This is a genomic window from Photobacterium rosenbergii (assembly GCF_033022775.1).
GTDB classification, from domain to species: Bacteria; Pseudomonadota; Gammaproteobacteria; order Enterobacterales; family Vibrionaceae; genus Photobacterium; species Photobacterium rosenbergii_A.
The window spans coordinates 666,033-686,809 of the sequence record NZ_JAWJZI010000003.1; the positions used below are offsets into that span (position 1 = coordinate 666,033).

The following is a 20,777-nucleotide window of genomic DNA, read 5'->3' on the forward strand; positions in this document are numbered from 1 at the left end:
ACCGGCAAGTTCAAGGTTCTTTCACTCAGCATGGCATCAAGGGTTACTTGGACCATACCACGTCCAATTCAGCCAGTGTTTTCAGCGGCAGCTCGCACCCAGGCCATGGCGTTTCCAGCTGGCTCAGGAACAGCTGCATGGTATCAAGGCCAGGGATCACTCCCGGCGTCTGCCATTCAGCAAAGCGGGCCAACTGATTCAGACCTAGGCTGCTCTCCATGCTTGAGCTGATCACCGCGGTTAGGCCGTGCTCATGGGCTTGTTTAACCAATTCCATACAACGCTGGACACTACCCACTAAGGTCGGCTTGATCACAATCGCCACCACGCCCGGCTCGGCTTTGACTTCGAAACCTTCATCTCGCACGGTTTCATCCCATGCGATGTTAATACCCGTTTCCAGGGCGAAGGCCAAGCTATCAGCCGGTGTTTGGCAAGGCTCTTCCAAGAATGCAATGCCACCACGATTTTCCGGTTTCACGTATTTGGCAAACTGCTGGGCCTTAAGCGGGGTCCACTGGCGATTGGCATCCAGGCGCAGGCGAATACCCGGGATAGAATCAATAAACATATTGGCCACCATGCCGTCGCGGACCGCTTCGTACATACCGACTTTGATTTTGGCAACTCTCTCTCCCGGCATGTTGTTCAGAGCAATCACCAAATCATCCGGGTCGCCAGCACAAAGTGGTGCGACCGTGTAGTTACCGACTTGCGGCAAGTCACCTTGCAGTTCTAGCTGTGCCATGCTCAGGCCAAATGCAACAGATGGCAGTGCATCAGCAAGGTCGAACGCCTCACCCGCAACCCATAGCTCCAATAGCGCTTTGGCTTGCTCACCGGCTTGTTCTGCAGTCTCTTGGCTGAACTCTGGCAATGGCGCAATTTCACCATAAGCCTTCTGATCGCCGTCCTGCAGTTCGACAATCCAACCATCTCGGTTAACCAAGCGTTGAGTACGAAGGATCACGCCGGAGTCCATAGGAAGCTGGTATTGGTAAAGTTTCGCGCTACGCATCATAAAATTCCATCTGCCTTATTCTTGAATAAGAATGTGCTAAAAAGTTCTTGAAATAAAGTCGTCTACTGCTCTGGCGAATAAGTATGGCTGTTCAACATGAACATTGTGGCCGGCATCTTCAATAACCTGATAAGACAGATCAGAGCCAGCGGCCAGAAGCGTAAACTTGTTGTCTTTCTCTCCGCAAAGATAATGCACAGGGATAGATAACCCGGTTAACTGAGGTTGCAGGAGAGGTTGCTTGGCTAATGATGTAGCCAGTAGCATATGTGCTATAGAAGAGCCAAGGTTATCACTGCGCTTGGCAATCAAACCTTGTCTTTGGTCATAGTTCAGTGACGAAAATACCGGTTGTTGGTACCAATCGGCCAATACTTGGGTAATCGGTTCATTGGCAAAACGTTGGGCCCAGCGCTGATCGTTCTCCCAGCGTGCTGCCCGGGCATCTTGGGGCAAACCAAAATGGCCACCTTCCAAAATCATACCGCACAACTGAGGCGCTAATGAAGCTGGGTGAGCCGGCAAGTCAGCGGTCTGGTGACAGGCATGGTACATCGACATCCTGGCACCGAGCGAGTAGCCAACCAGGATATATCGCTCAACCCCACGTGCAGCTAGGGTACTAGAGAGCCACTGGCTGACGTGATCGAAGCCCTGTTCAAGTCCAGCCTGTAAAAACCGGCTATGGCCATGGCCCGGCAGATCAATGGTTAGACAGCGGTATTTACCACTTAACTGATTGATGACCTGTTGCCAGTCGCGGCCCGAGCCAAGCAAACCATGCAGGAACACCAGTGTTGGCTGGGCAGGCACACCGTATGTTTCTGAGTACAGGAGCCCATTATGCCATGCAGGAGAAGACGGGTTGTCAGAGTAAGGTCGCATGCTTGATCTCGCTGGAAATCGTCCGTAGCAACTCGCCACTTTCTCCTGAGGGGGTCTGAACTTCAACAAGGGTGGCCCCAGCCGAAGACAAGCCATGCTCAATAGCTTGCTGGGCTTCATCCAGCGTCTCAGGGCAAGCGTAGCCCAAGCCAAACATACCCGCAGCTTGGTCAAAACTCAGGCCATGGGGCATCCGGTACAAACTGTCTTTCTGGGCACCCGGTACGGGAAGCAGATCAAAAATCGCCCCGCCATCGTTGTTGGTCACCAGCACGACAAGAGGTTGGGTGACCTCTTTGAGTAATGCCAGCGAATTAAGATCATACAGCAACGAGGTATCACCCAACACACACAGCATCGGCTGGCTACAGGCGCGCTGTACACCGGCCGCCGTCGCTACCAATCCATCAATCCCCGATGCACCGCGGTTGGCAAACGTGGCCGTTTGCGGCATACGACCGAACATATCCAGTAAGCGAACAATCAGGCTGTTACCCAAAAACAAGGTCGTATCTGGGCTAACCCAATCCATCAAATTGGCCGCGAGGCTAACTTCGTTAAGCGCGGTGTATTTACCTTGAGCCGTCGCTAAGCACTGGCTTGAAGCGCCCTTGAGCCGCTCAGCCCAGCCATGATGGGCCGTTATGGTACTCTGCGTGTGCTCGGCGAGCAGGCTGGCAAATCCAGCGGCATTGGCCTGAATGCGGGTTGTGACGGTAAAACTAGGATCCAGCGGGACAGCTAATGGGTCCACCAGCCAATAATCCTGCCACTGTTTCGCGCCAAGCAACTGCCCGAGGCGTTTGGAGACCAAACGGCCGCCAAACTGAATAATACTGTCTGCCTGGCTAAGGTACTCGCGGCAGGCATCGTTTTGCAGCCAGACATCAAACCCGGCCCAGTCACTACTGCCACCGGCTTGCGGATCAGATAGCAAAGGCCAACCCAATACCGAGGCGAGCTTGCTGACCGCGTCGAATTCGTCCGGGGCAATACGCCCGGCAATCACAATCCCTTTTTTGCCTTGCAAGGATTGCCACTGCCCGGCATCAATAGCCATACCGTTTCTTTCGGCATCCATATACTGGGTAAAACGTGATTGGCCTGATAGCCAATGCTGGACAGGCTGAAGATAATCTGTGAAATCGCACTCATCACCGTACAGCGGCTCTGGGTAATGGCAGTTGAAATGTACCGCGCTACCGCGCTGGGATTGCTGGTGCATCACCTTATCAACGGTTGCAAGTAGCCATGCAGGACTGATCGCTTGCGTAGGTGACGGGATATCTTCAAATGCTGTCACATGAGTGGAAAAAATACCGTGCTGACGAATAGCTTGGTTGGCACCGCAGTCGATCAGCTCAACGGGGCGATCAGAGGTAAGCAGTACCAGCTTTTCCCCTGTCAGACCGCTCTCGGCAACCGGGGGCAATAAGTTGGCCACAGCGGTACCGGATGTCACCACAACCGCGACAGGCTCATCGGTCGCCTTGGCAAGGCCCAGCGCAAGAAAACCCAGGCCGCGCTCGTCAAAGTGGGTATGAATAGATAATTTGCCATTCTTGGCCGCCGCCAAGGTCAACGGCGTAGAGCGTGAACCAGGGGCAATACAGATATGCTTGACCCCATGGCGCACCAATTCTTCGAGCATCAGCCCTGCCCACAACTGGTTCAAGGCCGCTCGTGTCGAAACCCCATTGCTCATGCAGTCCGGCGCTCCCAGTCAGGCTCATCGCTCGCCAGAAGGCTGCAAAGGGTCGATGTTTTACGATCCAGTTCTTTCCATTCACTGTCAGCAGTCGAGCCCGGGACAATGCCAGCGCCAGCAAACAGGTGAAGCTCATCACCCATGATCAATGCACTGCGGATCGCAACACAGAACTCACTGCGGCGGGCGCCCAAGAAGCCGACTGCACCACTGTACCAGCCACGGGCAAACGGCTCGTTCTCACTGATAAAGTCCAAGGCTTTATCCCTTGGCAAACCGGCTATAGCAGCCGTTGGCTGGAGGCTATCAAGCAGCTCCGAGTTTTCGACCCCATCATTGAGCTGGGCGTCAATACCCCGCTTGAGGTGCTGGACTTTACGCAAGCGGATCAGCTCTGGCGTCTGGGCGACATTCATGCTGATGCAACGCGGCACCAAACGATCAACAATATCGTCTACCACCAAGCGGTTTTCATAACGGTTCTTACTGTCATCAAGCAACCATTGCGCCAAGCGGTCATCTTCAGCAATATCGGCACCGCGGCCAATAGTGCCAGCCAACGCTTCAGTTTGCAGATCTTGCTCCTGGCGCAGGAATAGGCGCTCTGGCGTAGAGCCAACGAAACAATGCTTAGCATCAAGAGCCATCATAAAATGGAAGCTGTTATGGTTGCTGTCGCGGCTAGCCTTAAGCAGCTGGGCCGGAGAGACCGGTGTATCGAGGGTCAGTGTCGTTTTGCGTGCAAGCACGACCTTCTCGAACACTTTTTGCGAGATTGCCTCAAGGGCATTGCCAATCATCTGCGACCAGCCAGAAAAGTCCGGGCTATAAGTTCGCCCCAAAATCTTGCTGGTGATCTGAGGAACCTCAGCAGTATCGAGTGTCAGCTGAGTCAATGCATCCGTCACCTTATCACGGCTTTCTTCGGACAGGTTCACAGCAATATTCCAGCCACCGTCCAAACGGAAGATTTCCAGCACCGGCAAGAAGAAAAAAGAAGGCATGCAGCGTCTGTTGCGCTGGGTGCGGCCATCAAACGAGCGGCCACCCCAAATTCGCTGGCCATCAGACAAAATGGTCTCGGCAGCTTTTGGATCGGTGAATGTTTTTATTTGCCCAAGCGCCACTACTTCCTCGCGGCAATCGCGCGACTGCCAGTAGAATTTTGGAAACAGGGGTTGGGATTCCATCCAATCAATCAGATCGGTATTGGCCGGAAGATCCAGCTTCACCGTAATTCGTTGAGTTATTGGCGTGGATTGTCGAATTTTCTCAAGTAGTAACTCAACGGCTTTTTGTAACGCGGTCAAGGTAACCTCACTCAGCTCTCAAGCACAGAATTGGCTCATCCCTGGCTGATGGTAAATGGCTAATCAATTAGCATCTTTCGCCCTATATGTGATCCCCCAGCAAGTCATACAGCTGTAAGCAATAGACCACATACCGAATGCTGGCATTCTACCCCAGATCTGGCATTCTGACTAATAAAGTAATGACTCAACATGAATCTTCATATCTCATCACATCTTCCTGTTTTGAGCCAATGACATCTGTATACAAACCATACCCGTGTCACCAGATATTATTTTGCCAGCGAAATCGACAAATACGGTTCAAATACCATCATTTTTTGCTGAAATCTCCAGCAATTCCCTGCATTGTAATATTTTATTCTAAACAAAGAGGTAAATAGCCCCTATTTTTCCAGCCAGCCAGTGGATCCCACCTGACAATGTAGAATTTAATTATACAAACGACTATTTTACGCTACTTATTCCTGTAGGGTGTTTATTTTATAAGGTTTTATAGTGTAATTTGTTGTCATTAACGGCTTGAAACAGGATACCACCAATAATGCAAAACATCGGGATGTCATCAAAACTCAACAATGTCTGCTACGACATTCGAGGTCCCGTTCTGAAGCATGCCAAGCGCATGGAAGAGGAAGGGCACAAGATTCTCAAACTCAATATCGGCAACCCTGCGCCGTTCGGTTTTGATGCCCCTGATGAAATTCTGGTGGACGTGATCCGTAACCTGCCGACCTCACAGGGTTACTGTGACTCCAAAGGTATTTATTCTGCGCGTAAAGCCGTGGTTCAGCACTACCAAAAGCGCGGAATGCTTGATTTGGATGTCGAGGATGTCTACATCGGTAATGGTGTGTCCGAGCTTATCGTGATGGCAATGCAGGCACTGCTCAACAATAATGACGAAATACTGGTGCCATCACCGGATTACCCGCTATGGACAGCCGCTGTATCACTATCCGGCGGTAAAGCCGTGCACTATACCTGTGACGAGCAAGCCGACTGGTATCCGGATCTAGACGATATCCGCAGCAAGATCACCCCGAATACCCGCGGTATCGTGCTGATCAACCCGAACAACCCAACCGGTGCGGTCTACAGTCGAGACTTCCTGCTGGAAGTGGTGGAAATTGCCCGCCAGCATAAGCTGATCATTTTTGCTGATGAGATCTACGACAAGATCTTATACGAAGGTGCGCAGCATACGTCGATTGCACCGCTTGCCGAAGATGTTTTCTGTGTCACCTTCAACGGCCTGTCTAAATCTTACCGTGTGTGTGGCTTCCGTGCGGGCTGGATGGTGCTATCAGGTCCGAAGCACCTAGCGAAAAGCTATATCGAAGGACTGGAAATGCTCTCTTCCATGCGCTTGTGTGCCAATGTACCGATGCAGCATGCGATCCAAACTGCGCTCGGAGGCTACCAGAGTATCAATGAGCTGATCCTGCCGGGTGGTCGTTTACTGGAGCAGCGTGACAAAGCCTATGATTTGCTGACCTCGATCCCGGGCGTTTCTTGTGTGAAACCCAAAGGCGCACTTTACCTGTTCCCAAAACTGGATCAGAAGAAGTTCAACATCATTGATGACCAGCGCTTCGCTCTGGACTTCCTGCAGCAGGAAAAAGTGTTGGTCGTACACGGCACCGGCTTTAACTGGAAGCAACCGGACCACTTCCGTATCGTCACCCTACCGCGGGTAGATGACTTGGAAATGGCGATAAGTCGCTTAGAGCGATTCCTCCATAGCTATCGTCAGTAGATAGGCAATAGGCGATAGGCGATAGGCGATAGGCGAATTTACTATGCTGAACTACCCCGTCATTTTATCGTTGCCTTGAACAATCAAAAACGGGAGCAATATGCTCCCGTTTGATTTTCATCCAACGCCTTAATCACCCTTGTCGCTTTAACCTCTAGATACTTTGCCTCTATCCCAGAACCTCAGGCCGATATTTGCCACTAATACCTGTTGCCACTAGCCTAGGGCCTCTAACCACTTTTCCCCAGAGCCATTAGCCGCTCTTGCCACTTTTGCCTAGAGCCTCCAGCCACTTTTCCTCTGGCCGCTCTTGCCCCTAGCCTCTAGCCTGCTTCCCAACATTTTCTCGTTTGCTTAGCGGTAAATTCTGTTACCTTTAAAGGTGATTGATTTTGTTACCTGTTCTGTCCGTCAAGAAGTACCGCTATGAAACAAAGCCATTTTTTTGCTCACCTTGCCCGAATGAAACTGATCCAGCGCTGGCCGTTAATGCGCTGTGTCGAAACCGAGAACATTTCCGAGCATAGCCTCCAGGTCGCGTTTGTCGCCCATGCCCTTGCCCTGATCAAAAACCGCAAGTTCGGTGGTAATACCAACCCAGAGCGTATTGCGCTGCTTGCGATGTTCCACGACTGTAGCGAAGTGCTAACTGGTGATATGCCAACCCCAATCAAGTACTACAACCCGGCAATCGCCGAGGAGTACAAGAAAATCGAGCTTGCCGCCGAGCAAAAGCTGCTGTCGATGCTGCCAGCAGAGTTCCGTGACGATTACGCCCCGCTTATCGATAGCCACCAGGTAGACAAAGATGACTATGCCATCGTCAAACAGGCTGACAGCCTGTGTGCATACCTCAAGTGCCTGGAAGAGCTCAATGTCGGTAACCACGAGTTCACGTCAGCTAAAAACAATCTGGAGCAGACCCTGCATGACCGCTCCACCCCGGAAATGCAGTACTTCCTCGACACTTTCGTCGACAGCTTCAATTTAACCCTTGATGAGATCAGCTAATGACAGTTATCTCCCTCTCCCCTGAGTTCAACCAACAGTGGGAAGCGCGCAAAAGCAATGAACAGAAGATGCGGCGTAACGACCATCGCTCGGCCTACCAACGCGATCGGGCCAGAATATTGCATTCTGCCGCTTTTCGCCGGCTTCAGGCAAAAACTCAGGTACACGGTGCCGGACACCATGACTTCTACCGCACCCGTCTGACCCACTCCCTTGAAGCCTCACAGATCGGCACCGGTATCGTGGCCCAGCTTAAAATCAAGCAGCCTGAATTTCGCAACCTGCTACCATCAAACAGTCTGATGGAGAGCCTGTGCCTGGCGCACGATATCGGCCACCCGCCTTTCGGCCACGGTGGTGAAGTCGCCCTGAACTACATGATGCGCGAGCACGGCGGATTCGAGGGCAATGCCCAGACTTTTAGGATAGTCACCCTGCTTGAACCTTATACAGAAGCATACGGTATGAACCTGTCGCGCCGGACTTTACTCGGGCTACTGAAATACCCCGCGTTTATCAGCCATACCCGAGCGACAGAGCTACCCGCTGATGTCCATCACTTCCGCCACCTCAAAGCCAAAGACTGGTACCCGGCCAAAGGTATTTACAATGATGACAGCCAGACCTTCGACTGGGTGCTAGCGCCACTGTCCGAACATGACCGCCAGCTGTTTGGCCAAATGCGCGGCGAACGCCAAGCGCCGAGAGAACATCTGAAAACCCGCTTCAAATCGCTGGATTGCTCTATCATGGAGCTGGCCGATGATATTGCCTACGGTGTCCATGATCTGGAAGACGCCATTGTAATGGGCATAGTTACCCGCGAGCAATGGCAGGAAGCCGTTGCCAGCAAACTGGCTGATTGTGGCGAGCCTTGGATTGAAGAGCGGATTGGCGTATTGAGCGATCAGCTGTTTGGCACCCATCACCAGCGTAAAGATGCCATCGGTGCCATGGTCAACGCCCTGTTGACCTCCATCCAGATAGCCCCGACTATCCAGAACGGTATCGATAGCTTTGAAGACCCGCTGCTGCAGTGGAACGCCTACCTTTCGGAGCCGATGGAGCAGGTACTGGAGGTCCTCAAGCAGTTCGTCAGCCAGTATGTGGTACATAAACCGGATATCCAGCTACTGGAGTACAAAGGCCAGCAGTTGGTGATGGAGCTATTCGAAGCCTTTGCGTCAGATCCCGAGCGCCTACTGCCGGAAAATACCCGCGAGCGTTGGCGCCAGTGCAATGAAAAGGGGGAGAATGCCCACCGGATCATCGCCGATTATATTTCCGGCATGACCGACGGATTTGCCCAGCGACTCTACAGCACCCTGTTCCACCCGACAGCTGCAAGCGGCATTGGGTTTCATGGGGGGGACTAAAGGTCCTGGGTCCTGGGTCCTGGGTCCTGGGTCCTGGGTCCTGGGTCCTGGGTCCTGGGTCCTGGGTCCTGGGAAGCGTTTACGGCTTACTATTTTCAGTCAAGCTCTTCGCTCTTATTCTTTCGCTCTTCCCGCATCTCCTAGGGCCGGCTTTTCCGAGGGCCAGCTCTTAACGATAATTCCTCTCAAACACCCCTTGCGGCATTTGCTGGATCTGGTACTCAATCATCTGGTTGAATGCATCAATAAGCGGGGCAAATTTATCGTCATCCCCTTCCAAGGCCGTTAGCGCGAGATATCCAGCCTCTACGGTCGAGACTCCCTGGGATTTGGGTGATTTTCGAATGCGGTAATTGCCCTGTTCAACATTATCGAGGGCTACAGTTGGTAACTGCTGGAGGTTCGATGACAGCTGCCATATCTTGTAAGCTTTCTTCCAGGTGCCATCAAGCAGGATCAGGGTACGCTTCGGCTCGGTGGCTTGTTCAGTGCCTTCTCCAGTAAGGCTTGAAATAGGCAACGCCTGCTCTCCTGGATAGACGACCCACGCCTGGCGGTCTGGCTCAGCCAGCAACTGATTGATTTCCTCATGGTGAGAGAAGTCCTCCCCGACCCAGAGCTTGGCATTGGGCAGCGATAAGGTGAGGATCCTTGCGGTACCAATTGCACGCTTTACTTCCGATGGGTGTTGTAAAATCCACAATTCAGTTTTAGCATCAAGCTGTTGGATCCACTGGCAAATACATGCCTTGGTTGCTTTTTTGCACCGTTCACAATATCGACTCATCGAGGTAGCCTTGTCTATTCGTATCTTCGTATTCATTATTATCGGTATGATGGCTCTCGCTCAACTGCCTACCACCCAACCATTACTGGTATGGCAACGCACCTTGATTGCCGATGGAGAGCTCTGGCGACTTGTCAGCGGCAACCTGACCCATACCAATTGGCCACACATGATAATGAACAGTCTCGGCTTGGCAATCATTACCTTCATCTTTCGCCGCTATCTTACCTGCCAGCGCCTTGGCTTTCTGATTCTGTCCATTGCAGGCTTTATTGGCGCCAGTCTATTGCTGAGTCCTATGGGGTGGTATGCAGGCCTTTCTGGTGTCTTACATGGACTATTTACTTGGGGGGCTATACAGGATATCAAAACGAAAGATAAGCTTGGCTGGATACTGCTAATCGCTGTTATCGCCAAAGTCCTGTGGGAACAAGTTTCAGGAGGCTCAGCAAGCTCCGCCGAGCTGATTGGCGCCAGGGTTGCCGTAGAAGCCCACCTAGCAGGTGTTGTGGGAGGCCTACTCTTAGTCGCAGCGGATCAAATGAAAAAGAATATTCAACAAAAGAGCACCTAAATCAGATGCTCTTTTTTCACCATGCTTCCAGCCTATGGCCTCTAGCCAAACTTTTTACCAATAGCCGGCTTAGAGCTTGATCCGCTCGCGGTTCTTTTCGACCGTGGACACACCAATGCCCTTCACTTTGATGAGATCTTCCGGGCTGTCAAAAGGTCCATTCGCATCACGATATTCAATGATATTGGCAGCTTTGTCCGGCCCAATTCCAATCAATAACTTATCTAACTCTTCGGCATTCGCATCATTGATGTTGATAGTGATTTCTATCCCTTCATGGCTATCGCTATTAGCCATTGCCGGTGTTGCCAGACCAAATCCTAGCGCGCTAACCAACACCATAGGCATAATGAATCGCTTCATGTCTTTTCCTCTCTCTATAAACTGATAGAAAGAGTGACTAATCCATACCCTTCAGTACACCGCCAATAACTACCAATGCCCAAAAAAACGACGGGCCGCACAATGGCGGCCCGTCTAGCAACGTATTAATTACACTTAATTCGTTGTTGTATCCAATACAGGGTAAGAGACCTTGGCTGCATTTCGCAATACATCAAGCGTCGCCATCACATCTTGCTGGGCATGCATCTGCTCAAGTTGCTGAGTCATCTGCAGGTCCACGGCATCTGCATCAACATCCGCTTCAATCACGTTGTCCAACGCGATAATTAGCATATTGCCAGCCATATCACGGGTCACACCGTATACTGGCTTATCCGCTGCAGGCTTCGCAAGGCCAAATGCAACTTGGGCAACAAGACGATCCGCGCCCATGCGATTAATGGTTTCTGACTCTGAGAAGCTCAGACCTTCGTCTGCCAACACATCGGTATTGCCATCGCGCAGCGCAGCAACCAACTCATCGGCTTTCGCGTTAGCGGCCTCTTCGCCTTTCACTACAGAAAGCTGCTGCTTCACTTGTGCAGAGACTTCGTCGAACGGCAGTACCATTTCATCACGAGAATCATCAACACGTACAACAACCACATGCTCAGGACCGATCTCGATAACATCTGAGTTCAGGCCGTCCTCACGTACTTCAGGGCTAAACAGCGCCTGTTGTACAGCAGGGTTGGCCAGCACCCCCGGCGCATCAGACTGAGAGATAAAATCAGTTGTTTGAACCGTTGCATCTACCGCTTCCGCCGCATCCTCTAGCGAGTCAGGCATTTCGAATGCTTTCTCAGCGAGCTGAGTCTGAAGATCGTAGAAAGCTTCCGCTGCACGTTGCTCACGAAGTTCGGCAAGGATTTCATCACGAACGTCAGCGAACGACTTCACTTGCGGCTCTTTGATATCATCCAGCTTGATGATGTGGTAACCAAAGTCAGATTCCACCACGCCAGAGATCTCGCCTTTGTTCAAGCCAAATGCGGCTTCTTCAAAAGCAGGATCCATTACGCCACGCTCGAACCAATCAAGCTTACCGCCATCTTTGCCACTGAACGTGTCATCAGAAGAGGTTTTCGCTAGCTCGGCAAAGTCCGCGCCATTGTTCAACTCAGACAGTAGGTTTTCGGCTTTGGTTCTCGCTTCACTACCTTTACCCTGGACCAGGATATGGCTCGCTTGGCGCTGCTCGGCAGTACCGTACTTGTTCTGATTCTCGTCGTAGTATGCTTTGGCATCGTCTTCAGAAACGTTCAGAGTCTCTTTCAGGTTAGTGCCTGACAATTCAATGTAAGCGGCTTTAACTTGATCTGGGCGAGTAAACTGCAGCGGGTTCTGCTCGTAGTAAGCCTGCGCTTCCTCGTCGGTCACTTCCGCCTTGTTAGTGAACTCAGCCACATCAAGGGTTAGAGTGCGGATTTCACGCTCCTGGCGCTCAAGCTTGATAAGTGCCGTTACTTCATTGCCCAGCGCAAAGTCACTACCTTGAATAGCTAGCAACAGTTGCTGACGCAGCAGATCTGTACGCATAGACTCTGCGAACATATCAGGCGTTAGCCCTGAGCGGCGCAATAGCGCGTTGTACTGCTCGTTATCAAATTCACCATCACGCTGGAATTCAGGCATTGACAGGATTGTCTGACGAACTTGCTGATCGCTGATACGCAAGCCAAGTTCATTGGCACGCTGCTCAATCAGCAGATCATTAACCATACGATCCAATACGCTGCGACGGAACTGCTGCACGTAGGCTGGGTCACCCATCAGGGTCGAGAAGTAATCACCCAACTGTGCTTGCATGCGGTTACGTTCGTTCTGGTAAGCCATTTCGAATTCGCGCTGGCTGATTTCACGATCATCAACCTTGGCGGCCACCTGCTCGCTTCCACCAGCAAGGTAACTACCTACCCCTGCAAAAACAAAAGAAAGAATAATCAGACCAAGGATAATCTTGACCCAAATGCTGCTTGCGCCTTCGCGCATACGCTCCATCATAATTTGCCGTATCTCCTACCTATTCGATTTGGCATGGTAATACCAATCTGTGATAAGCCTAAACCTGTGATAAGCCTAATACAGACTCTTCTAGACCACAGCTTACCTCTATTGGTATTAGTGAAGAATGCTAACAGGCGAAGACCTGAAAAATTCACACTTTTCCAAAAGTAAAAAAAGCGCACCGACAGGATGCGCCCTTTATCATGCCAGATTGCCAGTTAAGACAACCTGAACGTTCGTTTGTTCAAACAAACCGGCGGGCTATGCCCTTCGCTTAGTTTACAGAATCTTTCAGCGCTTTACCTGCTTTAAAGCCAGGTACTTTCGCTGCAGCGATTTGAATTTCTTCACCAGTCTGTGGGTTGCGGCCAGTGCGCGCAGCACGTTCACGTACAGAGAAGGTACCGAAGCCAACAAGCGCAACCTGATCACCGTCTTTTAGGCTCTCAGATACTGCGTCGATGAATGCATCCAGTGCACGACCCGCAGACGCTTTAGAAATATCTGCATTTTCAGCGATTTTATCAACTAGTTGAGTTTTGTTCACGATCTATCCCCTCTATGAACGGTATCCGCTTGAGCCTTCATGGCAAAATTTACATCACGGACAAAAAGAATCAGTTTCATTATATCAACACCGAACTCAGGTTCACGTGTAGACATTGATTTTATTGAGCTAACGGCAAATTAGAACTCACTTATAGCCACACAAAAAAACGCTGACAAGGATTTTATCCCCGAAAGCGTTTTTTCATATCTTAACTTTGCTGCACGTCACTGTTTTGGGCGTTTACCAGCTCGATACCGGTCGGATTATTCTGCAGTGCAACGGTCAGCACTTCATCAATCCAACGCACTGGTCGCACTTCCAAATCAGCAATCACGTTATCTGGGATCTCTTCTAGATCGCGCTCATTTTCCTTCGGAATCAGCACCGTTTTGATACCACCGCGGTGAGCAGCAAGCAGTTTCTCTTTCAAACCACCGATTGGCAATACTTCACCACGCAGGGTAATTTCACCCGTCATGGCGACATCACCACGTACCGGGTTACCGGTCAGGCTGGAAACCAACGCGGTACACATCGCGATACCAGCACTTGGGCCATCTTTCGGCGTGGCACCTTCAGGTACGTGAACATGGATATCTCGCTTCTCGTAGAAGTCAGGAGCGACACCCAAACGCTCAGCGCGAGTACGGACAACCGTCATTGCTGCCTGAATCGACTCCTGCATCACATCACCCAGCGAACCGGTGTAAGTCAGCTTGCCTTTGCCAGGCATCGACTCGGTTTCGATAGTCAGTAGATCACCACCCACTTCAGTCCATGCCAAGCCAGTCACCTGACCAATACGGTTATTCTCTTCCGCTTTACCGTAATCAAAACGCTGTACGCCCAAGTACTCTTTCAAGTTGTCTTGAGTGATCACAACCTTCTTGGTCTCAGGGTTTAGCAGAATTTCTTTCACCGCCTTACGACACAGCTTGGATACTTCGCGCTCAAGGCTTCGCACGCCCGCTTCACGCGTGTAGTAACGGATAATGCCGATCAGGGCCGAATCATCGACTTCGATTTCGTTTGGCTTCAAGCCATTGCGCTTGATTTGCTTCTCAAGCAGGTGGCGCTTGGCAATGTTCAGCTTCTCGTCTTCGGTGTAGCCCGACAGGCGGATCACTTCCATACGGTCAAGTAGCGGGCCTGGAATGTTCATCGAGTTCGATGTTGCCACGAACATCACGTCAGACAAATCGTAGTCCACTTCCAGGTAATGGTCATTGAACGCATTGTTCTGTTCCGGATCCAGTACTTCCAATAGCGCAGAAGACGGGTCACCACGCATGTCAGATGACATCTTGTCGATTTCATCAAGCAGGAACAGCGGGTTCTTCACCTCAACCTTGGACATTTTCTGGATCAGTTTGCCCGGCATCGAACCGATGTAGGTACGGCGATGACCACGGATTTCCGCTTCATCACGTACGCCACCCAATGCCATACGGGTGTATTTACGACCGGTAGCAGCCGCAATCGACTGGCCCAATGAGGTTTTACCCACACCAGGAGGACCCACCAGACACAGAATAGGACCTTTTAGCTTGTTGATGCGGCTCTGTACTGCCAAGTACTCAAGGATGCGCTCCTTGACGCGCTCAAGGCCGTAATGGTCGGCATTCAGCACTTCTTCTGCCTTGGCAAGGTTCTTCTTCACCTTAGAGCGCTTGTACCATGGCACACTCAGCATCCAATCGATGTAGCCACGCACTACCGTTGCCTCGGCTGACATCGGCGACATCATCTTAAGCTTCTGCAGCTCCTGCTCTGTCTTCTCGCGTGCCTCTTTCGGCATCTTCGATTCTTCGATTTTCTTCTTCAAAGATTCGAATTCATCCGGCGCATCATCCAGCTCACCCAGCTCTTTCTGGATAGCCTTCATCTGCTCGTTGAGATAGTATTCGCGCTGGCTCTTTTCCATCTGCTTCTTGACGCGGCCGCGGATACGTTTTTCCACCTGCAGCAGGTCAATTTCAGACTCCATCATCGCCATCAGGAACTCTAGGCGTTCCACCACGTCGACGATCTCCAGCACTTTCTGCTTGTCTGCCAGCTTAAGCGGCATATGGGCAGCAATAGTATCGGCCAGGCGCGCAGCCTCATCGATGCCATTTAGCGAAGTCAGCACTTCCGGCGGGATCTTCTTGTTGAGCTTGATAAAGCCTTCGAACTGATTGATGGCCGTGCGAACCAGGACTTCCTGCTCGCGCTCGTCCATTTCCTCGGTGACAAGGAAATCGGCCTCGGCACTGAAGAACTCATCATCACGCAGGTTTTCAACCTTGGCACGCTGCTGGCCTTCTACCAGTACCTTCACCGTACCGTCAGGCAGCTTAAGCAGCTGTAGGATAGTTGCTACCGTGCCGACATCGTAGAGGTCGGTAATAGCAGGCTCGTCAGTCGCCGCTTCTTTTTGGGCCACCAACAGAATTTGTTTGTCGTCATCCATCGCCGCTTCAAGGCAGCGAATAGATTTATCCCGGCCTACAAACAATGGAATAACCATATGCGGGTAGACCACCACATCACGAAGTGGCAGAACGGGGATCTCAAGGCGTTCCGAACGCTCCAGGTTCATATTATTCTCTCTTCCGTTCACTCTTATTAATGAGTATATGGGGGCTTGGACAAAAGATTCAACGGGATATGTATCAGAAAATAAAAAAGGAGGCGATTGCCTCCTTTTTTTGACCGCTCTGCGCAGAAATTACTCAGCACCAGCTGCTTGGTTTTCAGTGTTTTCGTAAATCAGTAGAGGCTCAGACTCACCTTTAATTACTGATTCATCAATCACAACCTTGCTAACGCCTTCAGCTGAAGGTAGCTCGTACATAGTATCAAGCAGTACCGCTTCAACAATCGAGCGAAGACCACGTGCACCAGTCTTACGTTCCATAGCCTTGCGGGCAATCGCCACAAGCGCATCGTCACGGAATTCAAGTTCAACGTTTTCCAGCTCAAGAAGTGCCGCGTACTGTTTGGTAAGCGCATTCTTCGGCTCACGCAGGATCTGTACCAGTGCGTCTTCATCCAGCTCGTTCAAGATAGCTGTTACCGGAAGACGACCGATGAACTCTGGGATCAGGCCGTATTTAACCAAATCTTCAGGCTCCACCTGCTCGAACAGATCGCTCAGGGTACGAGATTCATCTTTAGAGCGTACATCAGCACCAAAGCCAATGCCGGTACCGGTTGCAACACGCTGGTCAACCACCTTATCCAAACCGGCGAACGCACCACCACAGATGAACAGGATTTTTGACGTATCCACTTGCAGGAATTCCTGCTGTGGGTGCTTACGGCCACCTTGCGGCGGAACCGATGCAACAGTACCTTCAATCAGCTTCAGCAACGCCTGCTGAACACCTTCACCCGACACATCGCGGGTAATTGATGGGTTGTCTGACTTACGTGAGATCTTATCGATCTCATCGATGTACACAATGCCGCGCTCAGCCTTGGCTACATCGTAATCACATTTCTGCAGCAGCTTCTGGATGATGTTCTCAACATCCTCACCCACATAACCGGCTTCGGTCAGGGTGGTTGCATCCGCCATGGTGAACGGTACATCCAGCATGCGTGCTAATGTTTCTGCCAGTAGCGTCTTGCCGCTACCCGTTGGGCCGATCAACAGGATGTTACTCTTGCCCAACTCAACACCGTCACTATTGGTATCGCCATTGCGAAGACGCTTGTAGTGGTTGTAAACCGCTACCGCGAGTACTTTCTTCGCATGAGACTGACCAATAACGTATTCATCCAGGTTTGCACGAATTTCTTGCGGTGTCGGAAGTTCATTGCCATCGCGCTTAGGCATTACTTCTTTGATTTCTTCACGAATGATGTCGTTGCACAGGTCAACACATTCATCGCAAATATACACAGAAGGGCCTGCAATCAGCTTGCGAACTTCATGCTGACTTTTGCCGCAGAAAGAGCAGTACAGCAGTTTTCCACTACCACTCTCTTTTCGCTTATCTGTCATTCGCTAACCTCTTTTCGGGTCTTACCCCATCATTGCCTTTGTTTTGAGTGTATAACAACTCAAGTCTTTTTGCTCCGTGCAAGCGGCTAAGTCGCTGCACGGAGGCTAAAAAACATTAGTCACGCTGACTCAAAACAGCGTCGACCAAGCCGTACTCTACAGCTTGTTCTGCCGACATAAAGTTATCACGATCAGTATCGCGCTCAACCACTTCAAGTGGCTGGCCAGTGTGCTCTGCAAGCAAACCGTTCAAACGCTGTTTGATCGTCAGGATTTCCTGAGCATGGATCTGAATATCAGATGCCTGGCCCTGGAAGCCACCCAGCGGCTGGTGAATCATTACACGGGAGTTCGGTAGGCAGTAACGCTTACCTTTGGCACCACCTGCTAGCAGGAAGGCGCCCATTGAGCATGCCTGACCCATACATACCGTGCTGACGTTTGGCTTAATGAACTGCATGGTGTCGTAGATAGACATACCCGCAGTCACCGAACCGCCCGGTGAGTTGATGTATAGGAAGATATCTTTGTCAGGGTTTTCAGACTCAAGGAACAAAAGCTGTGCAACAACTAGGTTGGCCATGTGGTCTTCAACCTGGCCGGTCAGGAAGATCACACGCTCTTTTAGTAGTCGGGAATAGATGTCGTAGGAACGTTCACCACGAGAAGTCTGCTCGACCACCATAGGAACCAGCGCATCCAAAATCGGCGACATGGCGTTTTTTTCTTGGTAGCTCATAACGTTATTTCCCTAAAATAAATGGCCCGAATGAAATTACTCTCACACGGACCATTGTTAGCAGAAGATTTGAAGTAAAGTCAAATCCCTACAGTAATTTCAGCAAATTATGCAGCTGGCTGCTGGTTCATCAGATCGTTGAAGCTAACTTCTTTTTCTGAAACCTGAGCTTTAGCCAATAGCGCATCGATAGCTTGCTCTTCTAGAGCAACGTTGCGCATGTTGTTCATCATCTGCTCGTTCTTCTCGTAGTAAGCAACGACTTCTGTTGGATCTTCGTAAGCAGAAGCCATTTCAGCGATGATAGCTTTAACGCGCTCTTCATCAGCTTTTAGCTCTTCAGACTTGATCACTTCACCTAGAAGTAGGCCAACAACTACGCGACGCTTAGCTTGCTCTTCGAACAGCTCACGTGGAAGCTCAGGAGCGTTAGCAGCATCACCGCCGAAGCGCTGAGTTGCCTGCTGGCGTAGAACGTTGATTTCCTGATCGATAAGAGCTGCAGGAACAGTGATGTCGTTCTGCTCAACTAGACCGTTTAGAACCTGATCTTTGATACGGTTCTTAACAGCTTGCTTCAGCTCGCGCTCCATGTTCTTGCGCACTTCAGCTTTAAGACCTTCTACAGAACCGTCTTCAACGCCGAACTTAGCAACAAACTCTTCAGTTAGCTCTGGCAGTTCCTGAGCTTCAACTTTGTGCAGTTTGATAGCGAAAGTGGCTGCTTTACCTTTTAGGTTCTCAGCGTGGTAGTCTTCTGGGAAAGTCACTTCTAGAGAGAACTCTTCGCCCGCTTTCTTACCAACGATGCCGTCTTCGAAACCTGGGATCATGCGGCCCTGGCCCATAGCAAGAGCGAAACCTTCAGCTTTACCGCCTTCGAACTCTTCACCGTCGATAGAACCAGTGAAATCGATAGTTACGCGGCTGTCAGCAGCTGCAGCTTCTTCAACTTCGTTCCAAGTCGCCTGCTGCTTGCGAAGCGTCTCAAGCATAGTGTCAACGTCTTCGTCTTTAACTTCTACTGCTGGTTTCTCAACAGTGATGTTTTCTAGGCCAGCTAGTTCGATTTCTGGGAAGATTTCGAAAGACGCCTTGAATACTAGGTCTTTACCTTCAGCCATTTCAACTGGAGTGAAAGTAGGCGCGCCTGCTGGGTTAATTTTTTCTTTAACGATCGCTTCGATGTAGTGACGCTGCATCACTTCACCTAGGATGTCCTGGCGAACAGATGCGCCGAACATACGAGCAACCATTTTGATCGGTGCTTTACCTGGACGGAAACCATCGAAACGACGATTCTTAGCAATTTTCTTCAGTTCTGCTGTTACAGCGTCTTCGATGTTTGCAGCTGGAACTGTGATAGTTAGATGGCGTTCTAGACCTTCAGTGGTTTCAACGGTAACTTGCATTTTATTTAACCTCAAAACTTACTCAGTGCTATCTGAGTGATGTTGCCGATCAGTCATACTGACGGTGGCATCCTTTCGTGTTATGGCTGGCAACCACGCCAAAACCATAACGCCTTAATTCTGTGAAGCGCGGTATTATAGCGATCCTCAACCCTGTCGTCGAGACAGAGTGATCGCACCGCAATCAAACCTTTCACACAAGATAGGGGCAAAAAATCCATTTACAAGGGAAAACCCCAAAAAAATCGTTTCCTTTTACGTTTTTTTGACCGTACTCGGTTTTAACTGCCTCTTTTCACCGCTAAACGCTGCTTTTTTATCGCTTAAACTTTGTGCATAACACTGTTGAAAATTAACGATGATCTGACATGCGCAGCAACGCGTAACCAATCATGAGGCTAAATAGAGAGCGCCGCTATGGATGATGAAAAAAAGAAGGTTTGGATTATTGGTGCCAACGGTGGCTTAGGATTCGCACTCACTCAGTATATGCTGAGCCAAGGCCATCAAGTTACCGCCATGTCTCGCCACCCATCCAGCAAGCTACAACAATTGCAGCAAGATTATCCGGGCCAGATAGCTGCTGTGGTTTGCGATATCAGCCAACAAGACTCAGAGGCTTTTTCAGCAGTTTCTAGTATTTTCATACAATATGGCTGTCCGGACTGGACCATCAATGCCTCTGGACTCCTTCACAAGCAAAATACCAATCACGAGCCCCAAAAGATGCCAGAAAAGCGCCTGTCGCAGATCACCCCTACTTTTCTGGCCGATAATATAAAGGCCAATACCTATACCAGCATTGCCATCGCCCAGTACCTCGACACACTCTACAAACGTGACACCCCATTTCGCTTCTTATGCCTTTCTGCCATGGTCGGCTCTATCAGCGATAACCGCTCAGGTGGATGGTACAGTTACCGGATGAGCAAGGCGGCGCTTAACATGTTTGTCAAAACCCTCAGCATCGAATGGCAAAGACGGTTCCCGCAAGCCTGTATTGCGGCCATTCACCCCGGTACAACGGACACTTCTCTCTCTGTCCCTTTCCAGCAAAATATCAAAGACGGCAAGCTGTATACGCCACAACTTTCAGCCGAGCGAATTTACCGTGTACTCAGTGCCATGACATCCGAAGATAGTGGCCATTTCTTTCATTGGGATGGGAGTAAATTAGATTGGTGAAGCGATGGGCGATGGGCGATGGGCGATGGGCGATGGGCGATGGGCGATGGGCGATGGGCGATGGGCGATGGGCGATGG

At 50.7% G+C, this 20,777-nt stretch carries 17 protein-coding genes; 5 read left to right on the top strand and 12 right to left on the bottom strand.

Annotated elements, in window-relative coordinates; translation table 11 throughout:
• Window positions 1-43 precede the first annotated feature (43 nt).
• From menC to R2X38_RS10885, 4 genes are read right to left on the bottom strand one after another with little or no spacing between them, the layout of a single operon-like run.
• A complete protein-coding gene (gene menC / locus R2X38_RS10870; RefSeq protein WP_317522232.1) occupies window positions 44-1,018 on the bottom strand; it encodes an o-succinylbenzoate synthase in 975 nt (324 codons plus the stop codon).
• Window positions 1,019-1,057: 39 nt separating this feature from the next.
• Window positions 1,058-1,906 carry a 2-succinyl-6-hydroxy-2,4-cyclohexadiene-1-carboxylate synthase gene (menH, locus tag R2X38_RS10875; protein WP_317522233.1) on the bottom strand — a complete coding sequence of 283 codons (849 nt, stop codon included), beginning with the start codon at window positions 1,904-1,906 and terminating at the stop codon, window positions 1,058-1,060.
• Window positions 1,890-3,611: a 2-succinyl-5-enolpyruvyl-6-hydroxy-3-cyclohexene-1-carboxylic-acid synthase gene (gene menD, locus R2X38_RS10880; RefSeq protein WP_317522234.1), complete on the bottom strand. Its 1,722-nt coding sequence runs from the start codon at window positions 3,609-3,611 to the stop codon at window positions 1,890-1,892. Before menD ends, menH begins: the two co-directional genes overlap by 17 nt.
• Entirely contained in the window at window positions 3,608-4,924 is a 1,317-nt protein-coding gene (locus tag R2X38_RS10885; RefSeq protein ID WP_317522235.1) for an isochorismate synthase MenF, read from the bottom strand. The genes menD and R2X38_RS10885 overlap by 4 nt, the downstream gene beginning before the upstream one ends.
• 544 nt (window positions 4,925-5,468) lie before the next feature.
• Here R2X38_RS10885 and R2X38_RS10890 point away from each other — a divergent pair.
• The 3 genes from R2X38_RS10890 (at window position 5,469) to R2X38_RS10900 (ending at window position 9,070) form a co-directional block, all read left to right on the top strand.
• The gene (locus R2X38_RS10890; protein ID WP_317522236.1) at window positions 5,469-6,683 is read left to right on the top strand and encodes a pyridoxal phosphate-dependent aminotransferase; all 1,215 of its coding nucleotides are present in this window, start codon (window positions 5,469-5,471) and stop codon (window positions 6,681-6,683) included.
• 426 nt (window positions 6,684-7,109) lie between these two features.
• Window positions 7,110-7,694 (top strand): 5'-deoxynucleotidase, encoded by a 585-nt coding sequence (yfbR, locus tag R2X38_RS10895; RefSeq protein ID WP_317522237.1) that lies wholly within the window; start codon window positions 7,110-7,112, stop codon window positions 7,692-7,694.
• Window positions 7,694-9,070: an anti-phage deoxyguanosine triphosphatase gene (locus R2X38_RS10900; RefSeq protein WP_317522238.1), complete on the top strand. Its 1,377-nt coding sequence runs from the start codon at window positions 7,694-7,696 to the stop codon at window positions 9,068-9,070. Before yfbR ends, R2X38_RS10900 begins: the two co-directional genes overlap by 1 nt.
• A 169-nt stretch (window positions 9,071-9,239) precedes the next feature.
• Here R2X38_RS10900 and R2X38_RS10905 read toward each other — a convergent pair whose 3' ends face one another.
• Window positions 9,240-9,857 carry a tRNA-uridine aminocarboxypropyltransferase gene (locus R2X38_RS10905; protein WP_317522239.1) on the bottom strand — a complete coding sequence of 206 codons (618 nt, stop codon included), beginning with the start codon at window positions 9,855-9,857 and terminating at the stop codon, window positions 9,240-9,242.
• Between the two features lie 10 nt (window positions 9,858-9,867).
• Between R2X38_RS10905 and rrtA the strand changes: the two genes are divergently transcribed.
• Window positions 9,868-10,431 carry a rhombosortase gene (gene rrtA / locus R2X38_RS10910; protein WP_317522240.1) on the top strand — a complete coding sequence of 188 codons (564 nt, stop codon included), beginning with the start codon at window positions 9,868-9,870 and terminating at the stop codon, window positions 10,429-10,431.
• Between the two features lie 69 nt (window positions 10,432-10,500).
• Here rrtA and R2X38_RS10915 read toward each other — a convergent pair whose 3' ends face one another.
• The 7 genes from R2X38_RS10915 to tig all read right to left on the bottom strand — a co-directional run bounded on the left by R2X38_RS10915 (window position 10,501) and on the right by tig (window position 19,514).
• Window positions 10,501-10,794: a ComEA family DNA-binding protein gene (locus tag R2X38_RS10915; protein ID WP_411185006.1), complete on the bottom strand. Its 294-nt coding sequence runs from the start codon at window positions 10,792-10,794 to the stop codon at window positions 10,501-10,503.
• Between the two features lie 135 nt (window positions 10,795-10,929).
• Window positions 10,930-12,819, bottom strand: coding sequence for a peptidylprolyl isomerase (gene ppiD / locus R2X38_RS10920; protein ID WP_317522241.1), 1,890 nt, complete (start codon window positions 12,817-12,819; stop codon window positions 10,930-10,932).
• 277 nt (window positions 12,820-13,096) lie between these two features.
• Window positions 13,097-13,369, bottom strand: a complete 273-nt coding sequence (gene hupB, locus R2X38_RS10925; RefSeq protein WP_222550121.1) for a nucleoid-associated protein HU-beta — start codon at window positions 13,367-13,369, stop codon at window positions 13,097-13,099.
• Window positions 13,370-13,580: 211 nt separating this feature from the next.
• Window positions 13,581-15,953: an endopeptidase La gene (gene lon, locus R2X38_RS10930; protein ID WP_317522242.1), complete on the bottom strand. Its 2,373-nt coding sequence runs from the start codon at window positions 15,951-15,953 to the stop codon at window positions 13,581-13,583.
• Between the two features lie 129 nt (window positions 15,954-16,082).
• The gene (gene clpX, locus R2X38_RS10935) at window positions 16,083-17,363 is read right to left on the bottom strand and encodes an ATP-dependent protease ATP-binding subunit ClpX (protein ID WP_187463632.1); all 1,281 of its coding nucleotides are present in this window, start codon (window positions 17,361-17,363) and stop codon (window positions 16,083-16,085) included.
• 115 nt (window positions 17,364-17,478) lie between these two features.
• A complete protein-coding gene (gene clpP / locus R2X38_RS10940; RefSeq protein WP_005369103.1) occupies window positions 17,479-18,102 on the bottom strand; it encodes an ATP-dependent Clp endopeptidase proteolytic subunit ClpP in 624 nt (207 codons plus the stop codon).
• A gap of 107 nt (window positions 18,103-18,209) precedes the next feature.
• Window positions 18,210-19,514, bottom strand: a complete 1,305-nt coding sequence (tig, locus tag R2X38_RS10945; protein WP_317522243.1) for a trigger factor — start codon at window positions 19,512-19,514, stop codon at window positions 18,210-18,212.
• Window positions 19,515-19,931: 417 nt separating this feature from the next.
• Between tig and R2X38_RS10950 the strand changes: the two genes are divergently transcribed.
• Window positions 19,932-20,699, top strand: coding sequence for an SDR family NAD(P)-dependent oxidoreductase (locus tag R2X38_RS10950; RefSeq protein ID WP_317522244.1), 768 nt, complete (start codon window positions 19,932-19,934; stop codon window positions 20,697-20,699).
• The last annotated feature ends 78 nt before the right edge of the window (window positions 20,700-20,777 follow it).